This is a genomic window from Paenarthrobacter sp. CAP02, assembly GCF_040137855.1.
Classification (GTDB): Bacteria; Actinomycetota; Actinomycetes; order Actinomycetales; family Micrococcaceae; genus Arthrobacter.
In genome coordinates this window covers 142,488-157,122 of the sequence record NZ_JBEEII010000008.1, presented here as the reverse complement: position 1 = coordinate 157,122, position 14,635 = coordinate 142,488, and the positions used below count along the sequence as shown (strand labels likewise).

General features: G+C 58.8%; 16 protein-coding genes and 1 pseudogene. 13 read left to right on the top strand and 4 right to left on the bottom strand.

Going from position 1 to position 14,635, the window contains the following annotated elements:
- Positions 1-483: 483 nt before the first annotated feature.
- From ABHM97_RS15135 to ABHM97_RS15110, 6 genes are all read left to right on the top strand, one after another.
- Positions 484-1,251 carry a hypothetical protein gene (locus ABHM97_RS15135; protein ID WP_349471358.1) on the top strand — a complete coding sequence of 256 codons (768 nt, stop codon included), beginning with the start codon at positions 484-486 and terminating at the stop codon, positions 1,249-1,251.
- Positions 1,238-1,747 (top strand): type II toxin-antitoxin system VapC family toxin, encoded by a 510-nt coding sequence (locus ABHM97_RS15130; protein WP_349471357.1) that lies wholly within the window; start codon positions 1,238-1,240, stop codon positions 1,745-1,747. Before ABHM97_RS15135 ends, ABHM97_RS15130 begins: the two co-directional genes overlap by 14 nt.
- Positions 1,748-1,960: 213 nt before the next feature.
- The gene (locus tag ABHM97_RS15125) at positions 1,961-2,452 is read left to right on the top strand and encodes a hypothetical protein (protein WP_349471356.1); all 492 of its coding nucleotides are present in this window, start codon (positions 1,961-1,963) and stop codon (positions 2,450-2,452) included.
- Positions 2,449-3,471 (top strand): MAB_1171c family putative transporter, encoded by a 1,023-nt coding sequence (locus ABHM97_RS15120; protein ID WP_349471355.1) that lies wholly within the window; start codon positions 2,449-2,451, stop codon positions 3,469-3,471. The genes ABHM97_RS15125 and ABHM97_RS15120 overlap by 4 nt, the downstream gene beginning before the upstream one ends.
- Positions 3,461-3,913, top strand: a complete 453-nt coding sequence (locus tag ABHM97_RS15115) for a hypothetical protein (protein ID WP_349471354.1) — start codon at positions 3,461-3,463, stop codon at positions 3,911-3,913. The genes ABHM97_RS15120 and ABHM97_RS15115 overlap by 11 nt, the downstream gene beginning before the upstream one ends.
- Entirely contained in the window at positions 3,897-5,117 is a 1,221-nt protein-coding gene (locus ABHM97_RS15110; RefSeq protein ID WP_349471353.1) for an alpha/beta fold hydrolase, read from the top strand. The genes ABHM97_RS15115 and ABHM97_RS15110 overlap by 17 nt, the downstream gene beginning before the upstream one ends.
- Here ABHM97_RS15110 and ABHM97_RS21530 read toward each other — a convergent pair.
- Complete coding sequence (locus ABHM97_RS21530) at positions 5,086-5,352, bottom strand: winged helix-turn-helix domain-containing protein (RefSeq protein ID WP_502921296.1); 267 nt, start codon at positions 5,350-5,352, stop codon at positions 5,086-5,088. The two genes, ABHM97_RS15110 and ABHM97_RS21530, sit on opposite strands and share 32 nt — an antisense overlap.
- Positions 5,353-5,559: 207 nt before the next feature.
- Here ABHM97_RS21530 and ABHM97_RS15105 point away from each other — a divergent pair, with 207 nt between their 5' ends.
- Positions 5,560-6,066 (top strand): hypothetical protein, encoded by a 507-nt coding sequence (locus tag ABHM97_RS15105; RefSeq protein ID WP_349471405.1) that lies wholly within the window; start codon positions 5,560-5,562, stop codon positions 6,064-6,066.
- Here ABHM97_RS15105 and ABHM97_RS15100 read toward each other — a convergent pair.
- Entirely contained in the window at positions 6,020-6,343 is a 324-nt protein-coding gene (locus ABHM97_RS15100; RefSeq protein ID WP_091466822.1) for an ArsR/SmtB family transcription factor, read from the bottom strand. The genes ABHM97_RS15105 and ABHM97_RS15100 overlap by 47 nt on opposite strands.
- A 182-nt stretch (positions 6,344-6,525) precedes the next feature.
- Between ABHM97_RS15100 and ABHM97_RS15095 the strand changes: the two genes are divergently transcribed.
- The 4 genes and pseudogenes from ABHM97_RS15095 (at position 6,526) to ABHM97_RS15080 (ending at position 10,107) form a co-directional block, all read left to right on the top strand.
- The gene (locus ABHM97_RS15095; protein ID WP_349471352.1) at positions 6,526-7,425 is read left to right on the top strand and encodes a sigma factor; all 900 of its coding nucleotides are present in this window, start codon (positions 6,526-6,528) and stop codon (positions 7,423-7,425) included.
- A 274-nt stretch (positions 7,426-7,699) separates the two neighbouring features.
- A complete protein-coding gene (locus tag ABHM97_RS15090; protein WP_349471351.1) occupies positions 7,700-8,188 on the top strand; it encodes a hypothetical protein in 489 nt (162 codons plus the stop codon).
- A 622-nt stretch (positions 8,189-8,810) separates the two neighbouring features.
- Positions 8,811-9,101 (top strand): annotated as a pseudogene (locus ABHM97_RS21525) (MFS transporter); the annotation flags it as partial.
- A gap of 7 nt (positions 9,102-9,108) precedes the next feature.
- Complete coding sequence (locus ABHM97_RS15080) at positions 9,109-10,107, top strand: MFS transporter (protein ID WP_502921299.1); 999 nt, start codon at positions 9,109-9,111, stop codon at positions 10,105-10,107.
- 45 nt (positions 10,108-10,152) lie between these two features.
- Here the strand turns inward: ABHM97_RS15080 and ABHM97_RS15075 are convergent, their stop codons facing one another.
- On the bottom strand, positions 10,153-10,359 hold the full coding sequence (locus ABHM97_RS15075; protein ID WP_349471348.1) for a hypothetical protein: 207 nt from the start codon (positions 10,357-10,359) through the stop codon (positions 10,153-10,155).
- A gap of 210 nt (positions 10,360-10,569) precedes the next feature.
- Positions 10,570-11,232, bottom strand: coding sequence for a TetR/AcrR family transcriptional regulator (locus ABHM97_RS15070; RefSeq protein ID WP_349471347.1), 663 nt, complete (start codon positions 11,230-11,232; stop codon positions 10,570-10,572).
- Positions 11,233-11,615: 383 nt separating this feature from the next.
- On the opposite strand from ABHM97_RS15070, the gene ABHM97_RS15065 reads away from it, so the two are divergent.
- Together ABHM97_RS15065 and ABHM97_RS15060 are read left to right on the top strand one after the other, a co-directional pair.
- On the top strand, positions 11,616-13,412 hold the full coding sequence (locus tag ABHM97_RS15065) for a sigma-54-dependent Fis family transcriptional regulator (RefSeq protein WP_349471346.1): 1,797 nt from the start codon (positions 11,616-11,618) through the stop codon (positions 13,410-13,412).
- 264 nt (positions 13,413-13,676) lie between these two features.
- On the top strand, positions 13,677-14,624 hold the full coding sequence (locus tag ABHM97_RS15060) for a C-terminal binding protein (protein ID WP_349471345.1): 948 nt from the start codon (positions 13,677-13,679) through the stop codon (positions 14,622-14,624).
- Positions 14,625-14,635 lie beyond the last annotated feature (11 nt).

Below are 14,635 nucleotides of genomic sequence, written 5' to 3'. Positions count from 1 at the left end.
TTAGCACAGGGGGTGTCCCGACCTTGTTGCAGAATGGGACGCATGGATCAACTCTGGGGCATTGGTGGGGTCGTTGTTGGCATTTTGGCCACAGCTTCCGGTAATTGGTGGAATGAGCGCCAAAAGTTTAAGCGTGAACTTAGTAAGGAGCGAATCGCTCGGGAGCGCGCTGTGAGTGTAAAACTGCTCGATAGCGTTGATTCGGAGTTAGCTGCTTTGGGGGCGTTCGGGGATGAGCACGGAGTCTTTCCCGGGGATATGGGCCGAGATCCGTCCGACTCCCCGGCGCGGGTAATGCTGACTAAGGTTTATTTCAACTGTCAGCCACGAGTGCACGCAAGGGCAGTAGCTCTGGTGGACGCAGTGGACGCTTGGGCGTGGAGGGGTGGCCCAAAAGAGTCAGTCCAAAAGAGCCGATTAGAGTTCGTTGAGGTTGTGAGGAAGCAACACTAGTAGCATGTGGCTTATTGGAAAGGGGGCAAGTTGGAGCGCGATGAGGTGAGACTCAAGATACTCGGCGCACCCAATGCCATCGACGTGCGCGCGCTCCACCGCGCCCTTGGTGGCCTTCTTGACCTGCTCCACGGTTCCACGGACGTTCACTGGTTTATCTCTGACTTGAGAGTCGGCAGCGCTCAAATCCAAATCCGTCCCCCGCGTAAGACGGAGGAGGAATGGGAAACTGCATTCCAAGAAATTACGGAAGGCCTCCGTCATTTGGAGACCGAGTGTTCCACGCCAGCTGCATGGGGCGACTCTATGCTCGAAGCCCTCGTCCAAACTGGAAGGCTGTCGAAGTTCGCCGGTGTTGAGGGTGTAGAGGTGACTCTTGGCGAAGGTCGCCCTATCCGGTTGGACCGAGAAATCGTTGCAAATGCCGCGCGTGCGCTCAAGGCACCAAACAAGTCACTCGGGTCAGTTGCGGGGAAGATTGACCGCTTCATTAGCCGTAGCGGAAAGAATAACTTTGGCTTGGTGGATCAAAACACGGGCAAGTCCGTTCAAGTGACTTTTACAAAGGCGATGGAATCGCGTGTGGTCGAGGCAATCGGCAAGCAAGTGCTCGCTTGGGGAGCTCTGCGACGAGACCATACAGGTCGAAAGGTATCGCTCGCATTGGAAGACTTCGAGGTTGTTCAAGCCGGACGCCGGACGGTGTCTGTTGACGAGATCGTTGGAGCGTTGGGAACGGATTGGACGGATGGTCGCGGTTCAGTGGAATGGGTAAGGGAGCAGCGTGACGAGGACTGAACCACGGCGAGCCATAGACACATGTGTCTTGATCAACGTTATGACGGGTGGTGCAAATGACGATCCATCATGGTTGCCTCGGAGCAAGCAAGTCCTTCAATCAGCCGTCCAAGGAAAGTACCAGCTGACGCTCTCCGCATTTGTCATCCCCGAACTTGCCGGAAACGGCAGGATTCGAGGCGATCAATTGCCTCGAGACGTTCGGCACGAGCGCGTAACCCGCGCTCGCGATTGGATCAGCAACGCTGGATTTATTCTCGTGGAGCTCGATGGGCAGATAGCCAACCAAGCTGCAGATCTGGCCATTACTAATCAGCTTAAGGGTGGTGACGCAGTCATCCTGGCTAGCGCGATTAGAGCCAAGGTTGACGTTCTTTACACATGGGATTCGGATCTGCTCAAGCTGAACGGGGAGTTCAGCTTCGAGATAGCACAGCCGCCATCTCCTGGCGACGAAGGCCAACTCGACCTCTTTGGTGCCGCCGCAGCCTCCTAGTCGCTCGTCGCTAAAATTGTCAGGCAGGATGACCACCGCGTAGGACTTCGCAAAGACCCGCAGTGACGACCGAATGGCCATACTCCCTTCGATTTCATCAATCTCCCGCTCTGGACATGTCCAGAGCATGGTAGTTCAATGGTTTTGCAAGCGTTCGGAGCGGCTCGGTATGGCCGCCAACGAACTGAGCGTGAATGCATCACTGGGGATGCCATGAACAACAGCCCATATGCATCAGGACATTCGCCGGCGGAGCGGGCCATGAATGCCTTTGAGTCCCTGACGCTTCCGACTCACCTGAACTTGGAACGACTCGTCGAAGTGGTTGAGGGTGTTCGGCGGCGTCCCATACAGATCGAAGCTGCCGTTGCACTGAATGGTGGATCGGTCTGTGGTTTGTGGCTCTCCACGGACGACGTTGAGATAATTTTGCACGCTGTAAGTCCTTCTGGGCTGCACCGGCAGCAGTTTGTGCTCCACGAACTTGGGCACATGGTCCTGAGGCATGACGAAGTGGTCGTCCCGGCCGACTATATTGAGGTTCTCTTCCCCAATCTCTCGGCGGGTCTCGTGTCTCGGGTGTTGGCTCGCAGCAGCTTCACTGATGATTTAGAGGCCGCCGCGGAATCGCTCGCGGATCTTTTTGCAGCAGCAATCAGGAACAGTGCGAAAGAGCCAAGATCGTTCGAGAGGGTTTTCGAATGATCCAGATTGTGGCCGCAGCTCTGATTTGGCTACTAGTCATCTGTCTCCTCCCGGGAATCAGGAGACGGCGCGATCACAGCGTGCTGACGGCCGCGATCACGATTTCAGTCTCACTGACGCTCAACATCGATCAGGTCTACTTGGGCGTTGATTCTGTCTTAGGCGGTCGCAACCTCGCGGACCTGTTGGCGAACATATCTATGGTCGTGGGCATCTACTTTCTTTCGAGAGCCATCATCCGGGCGGCGACGCCGGACGAGATAGTCGGGAAGCGAGACCGGACTGGTCTAATTCTCTTGGCCGTGGTGATCATGGGTCTGGCAGCCAGCTTCAGCGCCATCGTCACTCAGGGCAGTTCTACTCGTTTCATGGTGGATTACGGTGACCAGTCGGCTGCTGCCCTCTACTCGTCCATCCAGTTCGTATACATCGGCTACGTGGTTGTCGTTACCGGTGTTACGTGTTTCCGGTTTCGCGGTGACATGTTGAGGCCCTACTTCCGTACGGCATTCACGTGCATCGGGCTTGGCTGCGTCTTTGCCGTTCTCCTTGTAGTCCTGGTGCTGGTCATGGACATTCTGCATCTGCAAGGGCGCTTGGATGCTATGCGTGCGATCTCGCCTGTTTATGATGCGGCGGTCGTTGCCGCCATGTTTTTCCTTTGCCTAGGTCTGGGCATACCGCCCGTTGCGCGTCGACTTCTCCGCCATAGGGAGTCCGTGACCGAGGACGAGTTGGTCAGCAGCCTCACGAAAATCTGGGAAAAGACAACAAAGAAACGACAAGACGTTCGGCTCGTGAGAGACAGCGAAATGATCAGTCAACAGGACCCGGCCCAAAGACTCCATAGAATGCTTGTTGAAGTACAGGACGCACTGTTAGTCGAGCCCGGGTTGGGCAGCTCCTTGGACATTCACGACCTCAAAGTCCTGAGCGCTGCTGAGAATCATCTGGCTGGACCTTTCGTGCGCAAAGTTCCAGTTCGTCGACGGAGGGGGAGCGGGCGATATGACGGATGATGCGAGTTCGTCCGAAACGCCTCAGATCAGATTGGCTAGAAAGCTCAACCTGTTACTTGACCTCTACGAGGCCGCGGGATCTGAAGCATTGACCTACCCCGAGATCAATCGGCATATGAGTCAGCGTGGAACGCCACTTTCCCGCTCCCGCTGGGCGTACATGCGCAGCGGGGATAGCTCGCTGGCGACCGATCCCGTGCTGCTTCGGAACCTTGCAGAGTTCTTTGGAGTGGACCGTGAATACCTCTTGGACGACGCCGGGGAAATACCAAAACTTGTAGACGCTCAGCTTGAACTTCTTCGTACGCTGCGTGAGTCACGTGTGCGGAACTTCGCTGCTCGTCAGTTGCAGGGGATCTCTCCGGAAACCCTGGTGAAGCTCCGCCAAGTGATCGACGAACGCAATAGGGCTCATGAGGTGGACGATGTCGACAGCAACTAGTCGTAGGGCTATAAGGGTTGGTGTTCTTGCTGCATCCGGGGCTTTGCTTGCAGGCGTCGCCGGTGCAGCCCACTTCGCTCGTCAAGTTGTTGTGCCGAAGTACAGCCGTCGTGAGGATTTGGACGTTCGGGCCGTGCACACTGACGGAGGCGGATCTCTGAAAATCGAACTTTCCGCTACAGAACAAACGAGAGCGCAGGGACGATACAGCTTATGGTTTGACCAGGGAAATGGCCATGCATGTTTAGGCTCCGTCGTTGCGACAAACCCCAACCGCGGAACGGTCACCCGGACGGTTGAGCGAGTGGACTCTGGGGACCTCCAACAAGCCACGGCAGGTATCTGGAGTGGGTACGTTTACTCGAAACCGGAGCAACTTGGGCTGCCTTATCAAGACGTCGAGATTCCGGTCGAGAATGGTGCCGCCCCTGCGTGGAGGTTCGATGGCCCATCCGCCGGCGTCAATGCATCCGGCGGATGGGCCATCCACATCCATGGCATGGGCGGTAAAAGAGCCGGGACACTTCGCGGCATACCAGTCGCAAGGCGTCTGGGACTGACGTCGCTCGTTGTCTCGTTCCGCAACGACGGCGATGCGCCGCCGTCGTACGATGGCCGCTACAGCCTCGGCCAAGGCGAGTGGCGAGACGTCGAGGCCGGCATCAAACACGCCATTTCCAATGGCGCTGAACGCATTGTCCTGTTCGGATGGTCACTCGGCGCTGCCATAGCCCTTCAAGCAGCGGCACTGTCTCCGAATTCCTCGCTAATAGACGGGATGGTTCTTGACGCGCCAGTCTTCGACTGGCGATCGACCCTAGCAGCGAACGCCAAGGCCGCAGGACTCCCTCGGCCACTTGTACACCTGGGCTTCACTATTCTTCGATCCAAGGCCCTCCGTTGGGTTACAGGCCTTGGTGAACCGATATGTCTCGATTCCCTGGATTGGCTCGCGCGAGCATCTGAATTGAACAAACCGATCCTCGTGCTCCATGGAAAGCAGGACGACACAACGCCCTTCGAAGCATCGAGAAAAGCTGCCAGTCTGAGGCCGGACCTAGTCAGGCTGGTTGAGTTTGAAGCTGAGGGCCATTCTCTGGAGTGGAATGTCGACCCCGAAAAGTGGGAGCGATCGGTCGAGGAGTGGTTCCACGGCCTCCCGCTGGCCGGCGCTAGTCCTGAACAAGCGGCAGCGCAGTCGTAGGAGGCATTTGCACTGAGTACTGGGCCGCTAGGTCGATTAGCTGACACTCGACGAATGAGGCGTGAGCGGCGTAACGCTCGTCGGCCAAAGCCTGAATGTAACCAGCAGACTCAAGGACGAGGAGATGACGCCGAACCGTCGCTCGAGGAGCCTGAAGTCCTGACGCCAAGACTCCAGGGGTGGATGGCCCACTTCTGATGAGGAAGCGAAGAATCTGGCTCCGTGTTCGGTTCATCAAGATGGATGTCGTCATTCAAACCACGGCTCTGGTTTGGGGAATGTTCGCTGTAGACGGGTCTACAGCAACAGAATACGCCTCGGCGGAAGGCATGAAAAGAAGTCGTCCCGTTCCCCGTTGCCCCACGCGCGCTCTCGCGAAATACTGACATCGGAAGACATGTCTTTTAGTGTCATTACGTGGTGTTCGGATTCCGGGGTGAGCATGAAATCAAACGGGGCAAGTCGCGAGGACGCCTCGTCGCCCCAAGCTGCTCTGGCCCACCGGTTGAACCTGCTGCTCGATGTCGTTGTAGCCGAGAGAGGTTCGCCCGTCACTTTCAGGGAGATTGAGGCCGGACTCCGAGCTCGAGGAGTCAAAATCTCCAGGGCCAGGTGGTTCTACATGAAGGATGGAACAGGGCGTCTGGTCAGTGATCCGCAGCTGCTGGGCGCTATCTGCGAGATGTTCGACGTCGATCCCTCCTATTTGCTGCACGGCGTCGAAGGCGACGTTCCCGAACGCATCGACTCGCAGTTGGAGTTTGTGAAGTCTCTGAGGGCGGCCCGGGTGAAGTCATTCGCTGCTAGGACGCTCGGGGACGTCTCGCCGGAGACGCTTCGCGCAATCTCCGAGTATCTGAACAAAGACATCGACTTGCACCCGAACGGGGAGCGTGCCGCGGCTACTCCTCCAAGACATACCGAAGATGAGCGTCCAGCAACTCCTTGATGCGGGCAGGATTGGCCGAGTAGCGGGGGGAGCGGCCGTGACGCCGCCCGGCCTCCACATCGACCTCGATGGCGCCAACCTGTTCAAGTGCGATGAGGTGTTTGGCTACGCTGGGCTCACCGGCACTGACCGCTGCGACGATGTCCCCTCTGGACGCAGGACCATTTGCCGTCAGAAACCTCAGAATTTCGTTCCGTGAGCGGTTCCCGAACGTCGCCACGGCGTCTTCAACGTCAGGCGACCAGGCGTCGTCGTGAGGCTGCGTGATCCGTGGCATGGCTCCATTCTTGCTGAACAACATGCAAAAAGTAAGAACTGGGGTCTTGACGATACTTTAATTATCTTTGACAATAATTTTTAGAAGCTTTTGTTGTGGTCAGGGTCGTTACTGCCACGTTGCGCCGCCTCATCTGGTGACGCTGAAGATATTCGAATCCGTTAGTCGAAGCGGTGAGAGCCATGAGCCTGGAACACCTGGCGGGCAACGCTGAAATAGAGAACTCAAACTCATCCCCGGTGGACATTTCGCTGCTGAATCCGATGACACCGACCCTGACTGTACCCGTCGACCAGATGATGGGAGCGGTCGAAGGCGTGCGCCGCTACGTCATCTCGCACTTGGCTCGAATCGGCCGCTCTTGCGATGTGGACGATGTCATGCAAGACATCAGGATGGCTGTCTGGGACGGGGTGGCGCGCGGTAACTACCGGCAGATCCCTGGAGTTCCATTTGGGGCGTGGGTGCAAGGAGTAGCGGGAAATGTCTGTGCTGCGCACGTCCGCAAGGAACTCGGCCACAAGACGTTGCCCCTGCTTGTAGATCCGAGCAACGGTGAGAGCTCGGACATTCTCCAGCAGCTAGCGGTGCTGGTCGTGTCTCGTGATTACCGCGAAGCCGAGGAGATCATCGATCAAGAATGGGCGCACATGGTTCTGGGGCTGACTCGGGCCGCTGTGTCAGCTCCGGTATGGCGACTCGCAGTGGGCAGCCTGACCGAGCCGCGACGATACGCCCCTCCGTCGCCGCAAGACCGTCGCCGCTGGAATGCAGTCACCGCGGTTCGGCAGACTGCAAAGACAATAAGCCAAGCGTTGAATGTAGATCCGGAACTTGTGCACGACATGCCCGGTCTGTGCCGGCACGCCGTTGGTTGTCTGCCGAGTCCGCTGCTGCGGGGAGTGGCCGAAGCAGTCGTTCTGCCGGAACATCACGGCATCGAACGGCAGGATGCCATCGCCGCGGTTGCCGAGGAGTTCAACGTGACTGATAGATATGTGGCAGTTCAAATCGGCACAGCCCGTCGCCTGTATCAAACGGCATGGAGAGTCATTCGCAGTTCCATGACTTCGCCTGTTTAGTCAGGTTGCTCATTGGCGAGCTGAGTCATGGACAGGCAAGGAGTAAAACATGGCGGAATCCCTTTGGCGCAGGCGAACAAGTCGTCGGTGGGTATTTGGCTTAGCGCTGGCGGCCATCCTCGGCGCCCTCATTCTCGTTCTGGTCGCACCGCGGGAGTCTCCGTCTACGAAAGGGAGTAGTGTCCCATCGGTAGAGCCTTCAACGCAAAAGGCACTTCCGAACATTTCCCCGACTACTACAGCGAAGCCAACGAGGTCAGCTGCACTCCCTAAGGTGCCCGCGTCCGTTCCGCCTGTCACGGCCGATTATCGGGCGCTTGCTTCCGCGGCCGCCGTGGCCATCTATAGCTGGGACACCCGAAGTTCGTCCTATTCGGATGTGTACGCCCGAATTCGGGGTTGGTGGTTCGTGCTCCCTGACGGATCAAATCCGTTGGCAGTACTCGTCCAGGAATTTGAGGCAACGGGCATCAACGCGGGGTCCTTCGCTTCGCTCGCAGGCCAAGGCGCCTACCGGGTAGCAACGCTCGAATCCATGGCCTGCGACAGCGAGCTCGTAAAAGTTCGCGAACGGCCGGCTCCGTGGGTGGGGCTTCATGTCTGCACGGTTCGCCTCAAGGTTGTTGACCAGACGGTTAGTAGCAGCAATTCATACACAGCGCCGGTCAGTGTCATGGCCAATTGCCCGCCGGCAGCGAGCGCCCCGCCTGATCGTTGCCAAATGGTCGGCTTCTATGCATCGACTAGCCGGATCGTCTACTGATGCCGCATCCGGCTTTGGCGATGGCCCTAGTCAGGCGCCGAGCGCTCGTACGGGCTGCGATCGCCGTCTTTCTCGTCATCGTGCTTTCCCTGGGTGTTGTCGTCGGTGCGGTCGCTTTAGCCTTTGCGGGCGACAAGCCGGAATCACCTGTCGGGTGTGTGTCGAACAGTGGCGCTGTCACACAAGAGTGCGGTGGCAACCGTGCTGGAAGTCCTTGATGAACTGTTTGACATATGCGAACATCCTTCGTAAATTGCGAATGCGGATAAATGATGCAGTGATTAGGCTCACGCGTCAAGGGTCGATTTTTGATCTGTCTGAATTGCGGTAAGTTCCGCAAGATCCACCGTCTGTGCCAATCTGAGAAAAATGGGCCCATCCCCTTGACGTTCGCCGAATGTGGGTACAAGATTCAATCTGCTCCTGATCAACCAGTCAGATATTCGCATATTGCGAACGCAGGCGAGCTTCATGTTTTGCGCATTTTGGGTGCAGCGGATCACGCTCCACATCGATAAGGCCAAGCAGCGAGGCGCCATAGGAGGAATTCTTGGTCACTAAAATAGATAACGCTCTGTCCGATGTTGCCATCCGAACAAAGCGCAAAGTATTCCGGCGACTGATGCCGATACTGATGCTGGGGTACATCATTGGATACCTCGACCGGACCAGCATTTCGTTCGCCAGTCAAGGGCTTAGTCAGGAATTCGACATGAATGCCACCGCATTCGGATTTGCCGTCGGTATTTTCTTTTTGGGCTACGTGCTGTTTGAAATTCCCAGTAATGTCTTGCTGCATCGAGTGGGAGCCCGGATCTGGATCACGCGGATCATGATCAGTTGGGGGATCATCACCGTGCTCATCGGGTTCACGACGGGCGCAGCCGGCGTCTACGTCCTGAGGTTTTTCCTCGGCGTCGCTGAAGCTGGATTCTTCCCCGGCATTCATCCTCTACCTCACCTACTGGTTTCCCAATGCCGTTCGGGCCCGCATGCTGTCAATCTTTATGCTCTCTGTTTCCATCGCCCTGGCGACCGGAAGTCTCTTGAACGGTCAGATCCTTCAGCATTTCGACGGACTGCTTGGCTTTTCGGGCTGGCGATGGATCTTCTTCGTCGGCGGACTTCTGGCGGTCATCCTCGGCGTGCTCAGCTTCTTTCTGTTGACCGATTCTCCACAGAAGGCGCGTTGGCTCGACGAACCTGAACGCCAGTGGCTGATCGAGACCCTGGCGCGGGAAGGCGAAGAGCGTGCGGCGGGCCGATCAGACCACGGCATTTGGGCGGGTCTGCGTGATAGAAGGGTCATCCTTCTGGCGGTCATCTTCTTTTTGATCCAGTTCGGAAACTACCCCTTGGCATTTTGGCTGCCGCAACTGGTCAAGAGAATCGGACCGGAATTATCGGCAGTTCAAGTCAGCCTGGTAACAGCCATTCCCTATGCATGCGCTGCAATAGTCCTGTTTCTGATGGCAATGCGCTTCGCACGGCGGGACGCCGAAGTGGCTCATGTCAGCATTCCGCTGATTGTTGCTTCGGGTGCATTCGCCGTAATCACGGCGTTCCTGGGGCAGCCGATCATTGCTCTTATGGCAATCACCGTGGCTACGATGTGCGTCCTCCCGGCCACAGCAATGTTTTGGTCTCTGCCCACTCACTATCTGACCGGTGCTGCAGCCGCGAGTGGAATCGCATTGATTAACTCCGTAGGTAACATTGCCGGTTTTGTAAGCCCCTACAGTTACGGCATTCTTCGGGATGCTACCGGAAGCGACAATGTGGCCCTGGCAATGCTCGGCACTGCGGTCATTGCTGCGGCCGTGATACTCATTATCTGGCGGAATAAAACCCGGGAACGAGCCTCTTGGAACAGCCCGCGAACGTCACGTCCTGAAAGGGTTGACGCGAAAGAATCTTGAGGGCAAAAGTGTCAGCACAAGCTTGGCAGCCCCATTTGCCTGGGGCTAGTCGCCCAAGGGCTCAATGGCCCATGCGATGAGATGAAGGCCGGTAGCGGCCCGCCCCCGCAATGCGAGCCATCGCCGTCGTAATTGCTGCTCGCCGTCCGGAAGGGTGGGTGCCATGGGGAGGGCGCTGTGTGCAAGGTGCTGGCTCAAGGTGGCTTCTTCCTGCCGCGCCAGCAAGAGGGCAAGCGGATAGTAGCTATTCATCAGTTCTCCCAAGCGGTTCTCCAAGGCGGCCAGTCGGCGCTGCTGACTGGCCGGGCGGATCTGGTCTACGTTTAGTGCTTTGTAGTAGGAAGAGTATGCGGAGGGAATCTTGCCGCACTGTGCCACTCTGGGCCACGTTGGATGAGGGGCAAGCCGGGGCTCGACGAGGCGCGGGCCTGCGCCCGGGGGAGCGTGACTGGCCGCCGACTCCTATTGTGTTCCTGAGCCGAAGTCGACGGCCAAAATCGCCCGGGACAGGGTGACGGCACGGTTCGCCAGTTCTTCAAGCTCGGCGTCGGTGCAGTCGCGGGAGGCCCAGCGCGTGGCCCCTTCCAGGAGGGTCACCACAACCCTCACATGCTCCGTGGGATCTGAGCATCCCATATCGCGTGCCGCCGCCACGTACATTTGTTCATGGAGTGTCACCCAATCGTCCACTTGCGCGCGGAGGTCCTTGGGCAGGACTCCCGCCATCCTGTCTGTGGCTACAAGCAAGTCCCAGAGGTTGCTTTCCGGGAGCCGCACCTGCCGCGTGAAATGAAGCCTGACCATGGCGTCCCAGAACTCTTCAGCGTTAGCGGCCGGCGCGACAGCTTCGAGCAAGGCTACGCCAAAGCGGTGGAAATGCCAGCGGAGCGATTCGGCAACGATTTCATCTCTGCCCTCCGGGAAGTGGGAGTAGAGGCTGGGTGGCTTGATGTTGACGGCATTCGCGATGGTCCGCATGGAAACGGAGTTGAATCCATTGGCGATGGCGAGTTCCAGGAAAGCCTCAAGGATGTTTTGGCGGGCGGTTTTCTGGCCGGCCCAGTTCCAATCCTCAAGCTTGGTCTGGAAGCCTGCCTTCGCTGCTTCGTAGGACGTCAGGCTCATAATCCGCCATCCTAACAGTCGTTAGGTAAATCGGGGTAGGCGCTTCCCTAACGTCTGTTAGTTAGGTAGTCTGGAAGTGGCGTGGAGCACATGCACCCACCAGCCTGAGTGGTTTGAGCGGAAGAGCAAACAATGGTCACCGAAAACACGAGCCTGGGGCCCCCTCGGAACAACAACATCATCCTCGGAAGCGGTCTTTCGGGAATGGTTGCTGCGTACATCAGCGCACGTGCCCTGGAGGAGAACGCATCACAAGATGAGAACTGGAGCGCCGAGCGGGTCTTCCGTCCCAAGTTGCCGAGGTGGCGGCCGCGAAAGAACAGGCCCAGTGGACCTGGCCCGGCGTTGGCGTCCTGAACCGCATACCGAGAGAGAACCTCCACATGTCTGCAGAAACTCTGTCACCGTTGTCCCACGAGACACCACGAGAAACCAACCGGGTCCGTGAGCTCTTCCTAATGCAACCGCATGCCGACCTCAGCGGTATCCGTCCCATGGTTGCCCGCTCGTGGTACCGGAGTCGGGCTGCCGGCGTTGATGCCTTCTCCGACCGCGGGTTCTACGACGAGGGGCGAGTAGACGAGTTCACGATCGCAGCGGCCGGCCCGCACCTTCAGAAACTCGACGAGGTGGCCGCCGACCTGGGCGGCTACGTAAACATCACCGCCCCCAACGGTGTCCTGGTCAAGGCCGACTTTTTGCGGGACGACGGGTTCCCCGCCGGGTACTCCCTGCTGGAGGAGAGCTGTGGCAGCAACGGCGAGGGCCTGGCACTCGAAGAGGGGCGTGGTGTCTGGCTGGCTCCGGAAGAACACTTCCGGGAGGACATGAGGGGGAACTGGTGCTTTGCTTCCCTGGTACGCGACCCGTTTCATAACCGTGTGCGGGCCGTGATTGGGCTAACCCTTCCGGCAAACCGGGTCAGCACGCTGGAGCCATCATCGACCCTGCTCATGCTCGAAGGCGTCGCCTCCCGGATTGAACGGGACATCGAAGTCCGGACTTCGTCGAAGGAGCGGGCGCTGCTCAGTGAGTACCTCAGGATCTCACGCCGAAGGGGCAACCGGGCCGTCATTGCCGTCGATGGCAAGAACTCGCTCCAGAACGCGACGGCGACGGCGACGCTGGTGGACAGCGACTTTTCGATCGTTTCCGGCTATGCCAAAGCAGTCATGGCTTCCAGCCGCAACATGAACTGCGAAGTCATGCTGCAGGGGCCAGGGCGTTCCACGCTGGAAATATCACCGGTAACGCTTTCTGCGGCCAATATCGGAGCAATTGTGGTGGTCCGGCCGCATGCACCTGCCAAGGAACGGGCGAATGCTTCCGCAAGTGCGGCAATAACCCTGGAATCGGCACCTCGAGGGACCGCCGAGCGGTTGTTGAAGCATGTGGATGGCACCAGTACGGAGCTCAAGCGGACCCTCAACCTGGCGCGGAAGGCTGTGGACCAGGACCGTTCCGCGGTACTGATCGGTGAACTGGGCAGCGGGAAATTGCGGCTGGCCGATGCCATCGCGTCACTGCGAGGTGGCCGGATGGTTGTGGACGCACGTAACGGAGACCTCAGGAACCACAACTTCAGGGACGTCCTGCACCGGGTTTCCACCGAGCTCCCAGCCACGTTGATCGTGGAACACGCAGATGAGCTGTCGCAGAACGAAGCAGGCGAGATAGCACGCAACCTTCGCGGCAATTCCACCACCAAGCTGATCTTCACCATTACACGCCCCACGGACGCAACCCTGCTGCTTTCCGAGGCGTTCGACGTCCTTGAAATCTCGGTGGCACCGCTTCGCAACAGGAGGGAAGACATCCCGCAGCTTGCCAATGCGATTGCTGAGGAGCTGGGGGAGCGGCGGCTTTCGCGCCGCCTGCTAACGACGCTCACCCAGGCCGACTGGCCGCGTAACATCGACCAGCTGCGGGCCGTCGTATCCAACGCCGTAGAACGCGCAGACGGCACAGAAGTCACAGTGGATGACCTTCCGCAGGGATTCCACCGCGTCCTGACGAAGGGGCGGCTTTCCCGCCTGGAAGATGCAGAACTCAGTGAACTGCGCACGGCGCTCCAGGAAGCAAAGGGTAACCGCAGCCTCGCGGCCGAAACCTTGCAGATCGGACGCTCCACCCTGTACCGGCGCATGGACTACTTCCGCAGCCGCGGCTTCGATCTCTGATTGCACGCAGGGCGCAGCAGCCGACCCCTAAGGGGCCGGCTGCTGCTCTCTGCCCAAAAGCGCCGAAAGGCCCGACTACGAGTGGCCGCCTGTGCTGCCCGGCTCTCCCAGTCGGTGGGACACGGTGTCCCACTGCGGTGTCTCGATATGGCACGGATGACCGCCCCGATATCGCGTTGTACTGGAAATCACCCGACACCGGCACCCGTCCCAAGGAGTGTCCGGCAGCGACCGAGGGTACGAACACGAACAGGACGACTGACTATGACCCGCGATGCCCAGGGAACCATTCTTGTGGCCCCTCACCATTTTCCGGACCTGGACCGTGAGCACGCGCTTGCGGAGGAGTTCGGTTACACACTCAACCCAGCGGCAGACACCGATGCCTTCCGCGAAGGGCTTCCCGAAGCCGACATTGTGATGATCACGCCCTATGCCAAGCTCACTGACGCCGACTTCCCGTTGATGACCAAGTGCCGTGCAGTGATCCGGTACGGAATCGGCTACGACAACATCGACGTCGCTGCGGCTACCGAAGCGGGCATCCCGGTCTCGATCGTTCCGGGCACGGCCTCGGAGGAAGTCGCCTCCCATGCCTTCGCTATGGGCCTGGCGTTGGCCCGCCGCCTACCTGCCGGAAACGCCGCCATCGACAACTTTGGCTGGGCCGGAACCATCGGCTACGACACCCCTGTCCTCTCCCAGCTTGAGGTCGGCGTCCTGGGTATGGGCCGCATCGGGCAGCACGTGGCCCGCATGTACTCGGCTGTAGGAGCCCGCGTCCGTGCCTACGATCCCTTTGTCACGGAGAGTTTCGTGGAGATGACCGGGATGCAAGACATCCTGGAAAATTCCGACGTCGTCTCCCTCCACCTGCCGCTGAACGACGAGACGACGAACCTCATCTCCACCGACGTCCTCGCCAAAATGCGCAGAGGCACACTGATCGTCAACGTGTCCCGCGGCGGCCTCATCGATGAATCCGCGCTCGCCGAAGCATTGGCCTCCGGACACATCGCAGGCGCCGGCATCGACACCTTCGCCCAGGAGCCGCTCGGTGCGGAACACCCGCTGCGGACGGCGCCAAACGCCATCCTCACGCCGCACATCGCGTGGCGTTCCAACCGGTCGACAGGTGCCCTGCAGGACGGTGCCGTGGAGCGCGTACGCCTCGCGCTGACCGGCCAGCCGCTCATCGACCTCGTGAACTGAAACGACTTCTG

Excerpts from the sequence above, each read along its gene's own strand:
- ABHM97_RS15125 (WP_349471356.1), top strand. The coding sequence starts at position 1,961 with ATGAACAACAGCCCATATGCATCAGGACATTCGCCGGCGGAGCGGGCC.
- ABHM97_RS15120 (WP_349471355.1), top strand. The coding sequence starts at position 2,449 with ATGATCCAGATTGTGGCCGCAGCTCTGATTTGGCTACTAGTCATCTGT.
- ABHM97_RS15115 (WP_349471354.1), top strand. The coding sequence starts at position 3,461 with ATGACGGATGATGCGAGTTCGTCCGAAACGCCTCAGATCAGATTGGCT.
- ABHM97_RS15110 (WP_349471353.1), top strand. The coding sequence starts at position 3,897 with ATGTCGACAGCAACTAGTCGTAGGGCTATAAGGGTTGGTGTTCTTGCT.
- ABHM97_RS21530 (WP_502921296.1), bottom strand. The coding sequence starts at position 5,352 with ATGAACCGAACACGGAGCCAGATTCTTCGCTTCCTCATCAGAAGTGGG.
- ABHM97_RS15105 (WP_349471405.1), top strand. The coding sequence starts at position 5,560 with ATGAAATCAAACGGGGCAAGTCGCGAGGACGCCTCGTCGCCCCAAGCT.
- ABHM97_RS15100 (WP_091466822.1), bottom strand. The coding sequence starts at position 6,343 with ATGCCACGGATCACGCAGCCTCACGACGACGCCTGGTCGCCTGACGTT.
- ABHM97_RS15095 (WP_349471352.1), top strand. The coding sequence starts at position 6,526 with ATGAGCCTGGAACACCTGGCGGGCAACGCTGAAATAGAGAACTCAAAC.
- ABHM97_RS15075 (WP_349471348.1), bottom strand. The coding sequence starts at position 10,359 with ATGAATAGCTACTATCCGCTTGCCCTCTTGCTGGCGCGGCAGGAAGAA.
- ABHM97_RS15070 (WP_349471347.1), bottom strand. The coding sequence starts at position 11,232 with ATGAGCCTGACGTCCTACGAAGCAGCGAAGGCAGGCTTCCAGACCAAG.
- ABHM97_RS15065 (WP_349471346.1), top strand. The coding sequence starts at position 11,616 with ATGTCTGCAGAAACTCTGTCACCGTTGTCCCACGAGACACCACGAGAA.
- ABHM97_RS15060 (WP_349471345.1), top strand. The coding sequence starts at position 13,677 with ATGACCCGCGATGCCCAGGGAACCATTCTTGTGGCCCCTCACCATTTT.